This window comes from Priestia sp. BR_2 (genome assembly GCF_041954005.1).
Taxonomy (GTDB): domain Bacteria; phylum Bacillota; class Bacilli; order Paenibacillales; family Paenibacillaceae; genus Paenibacillus_AQ; species Paenibacillus_AQ lautus_A.
In genome coordinates this window covers 1-2,170 of record NZ_JAVFHM010000322.1, presented here as the reverse complement: position 1 = coordinate 2,170, position 2,170 = coordinate 1, and the positions used below count along the sequence as shown (strand labels likewise).

The 2,170-nt window shown below is 37.9% G+C and carries 2 protein-coding genes; one reads left to right on the top strand and one right to left on the bottom strand.

Translation table 11 applies throughout. The features are described 5' to 3' along the window. Positions 1-338 precede the first annotated feature (338 nt). Entirely contained in the window at positions 339-1,268 is a 930-nt protein-coding gene (locus tag RB298_RS28075) for a DMT family transporter (RefSeq protein WP_486049649.1), read from the bottom strand. Positions 1,269-1,380: 112 nt separating this feature from the next. Between RB298_RS28075 and RB298_RS28070 the strand changes: the two genes are divergently transcribed. Further along, a partial coding sequence (locus RB298_RS28070; RefSeq protein ID WP_486049647.1) for an aminotransferase-like domain-containing protein occupies positions 1,381-2,170 on the top strand: 790 nt, incomplete at its 3' end.

The following is a 2,170-nucleotide window of genomic DNA, read 5'->3' as shown; positions in this document are numbered from 1 at the left end:
GTATTAGATAGAATCTATATAATTACTAAAAGGTGCTTTTCTAAAGTAACTAAGACCTAATTTCTATGTGCTTAAAGCAAGAAATTAGGCTTTTTGTTTGGGTTTCCTTGACATTGTATATCTGCATTTTCCTAAAACTATTTTTAATTGTTTTTTTCTTCTTTATAATTTTCTTTTAGTAGTATCTTCTCACATAGATTTTGCTTAATTCAGGGTTCTTACACTTACGGGTTTTTCTTACATACAAAAGAACAAAAATTATAGCAATTGAAACGTCAATATAGATAAAGTGTCCTTACTTTTTAAAATTGATTGTTTTATTGTCATGTATCAAGATATTAGCGTTGATTGCATACTTTTTCCACTTTGTTTGGCTTTTTGTCCACTAACTGTCTTAAGTTATCCATATTGACCAGAACAATTCCAACGATAATCGTGATTCCCCCTGCCAACGACAGTAATGTAAGAGGCTCGTGATATAAAAGAGCTCCCAAACTAAGGGCAATCAAGGGAGAGATATAGAGCCAAGTGGATGGAAAGACAGGATTCGTTTTGGCTACAAGCCAATAGAAAAGAGTATGCCCCATCATGGAACCAACGATAATTAAGTATAGAAGCGAAGTGATAGCCTTTGGGTTTAACATGGATTCAATGTGCACTTTTTCCGTGAACAACGATAAAACAAGCAGCATCCCTCCACCATACATCATCTGAGCTGCATTCAAAGTGATGGGGGAGGTATCTTGAAATCGTTGTATTACACGCCGGGAATAGACCGTACCGGCAGAATAAAAGACTTGACCTAATAAGATGGCAATGCAGCTAATTATCCAAAACTTATTAAATGTGATAGTAAAACTAGGTAAAAGAAGTAAGATCACACCAGCAAATCCTACGAGGCAACCTGCCCAGGATGTGACAGAGAGCTTTTGCCGGGAAATGCCGGCTTGAAGCAGCAGAATCATGATTGGGGCTGTTGCTGATAATACTGCTGCAATTCCGGAACTCACATACTGTTCTGCCCAATACAATGGTGCAAAAACTCCGAGGGTTAATCCAATTCCTGTAAGAAACATCTCCTTACAGAGTAGAAGTGATAAACTCGCCTTTCTTTTCCAAGCCATCAATAAAAATAGAACCATACCTGCAAGCATAAAACGAATTCCGGCTGAGAAAAAGGGAGATGCCCCCGTATCAATCCCTACTTTGATAGCTAAAAAAGTTGTCCCGAAAATCAAACACATCAAGATATAATTGAATAATACCATTTCTAATTCCTCCTTTTCCACATCATAAGCAGGAAGCAATAGAACAGATTAAATAAAATAGAACAGATTTCGAATAAGTCATATATACTATAAGGAAAGAGGTGAGAACGGTATGAAAAGAGAGCTTCTCTCAAACGTTCATTCAGATAAGCTTTTTGAACAAATTTATGACTATCTTCTGGAAAGGATCAGGCGTGGGGAGTGGAAAGCACATGAAAAGCTTCCTTCTGTTCGCACGCTGGCTATGGAATTCGACGTGCATCGGCTAACTGTCTTTAAAGCGTATCAATTGCTAAAAAATAACCAAAAGGTGTATGTAAAGGATAAATCAGGATACTATGTTCAGCCAGGAAGCATTCTGCCAGTGGACTCACAGCACGACCCGATTATTTCAGCCTACGTACATGAAAGCCATCTCTCTGAAATTCATCAGGTTCAAGCTACTTATCAATTTTCCAAAGCACTGCTCGATCCTAATCTTTTGCCCAATCTTTATTTTTCAGAATACGTTAAGAAAGTGTTTGATCTGTATCCAAAAGTGCTGGGGACATATTCTACCACTCAGGGGGATCAAGAATTGAGGGAAGCCTTGTGCCGTTATTTCACAAATCAGTATAATTTCTACCTAACTAAGGATCAATTGTTAATTACGTCCGGTTCGCAAGAAGCCATTGATTTAATCTCCAGAGTCTTGATAAAGCCTAGAGATACAGTATTGCTGGAGAGACCCACTTACAGCCCTGCCATTGATGTTTTCAGAAGACAAGGTGCTAAAATTATTCCAATAGAGATTCACCCTTCTGGCTATGATTTGGATGAGGTAGAAATAATCATGCAAAAATATAAACCGCGCCTTTTTTATCTCAACCCTACCTTTCACAATCCAACAGGATACACTGTAC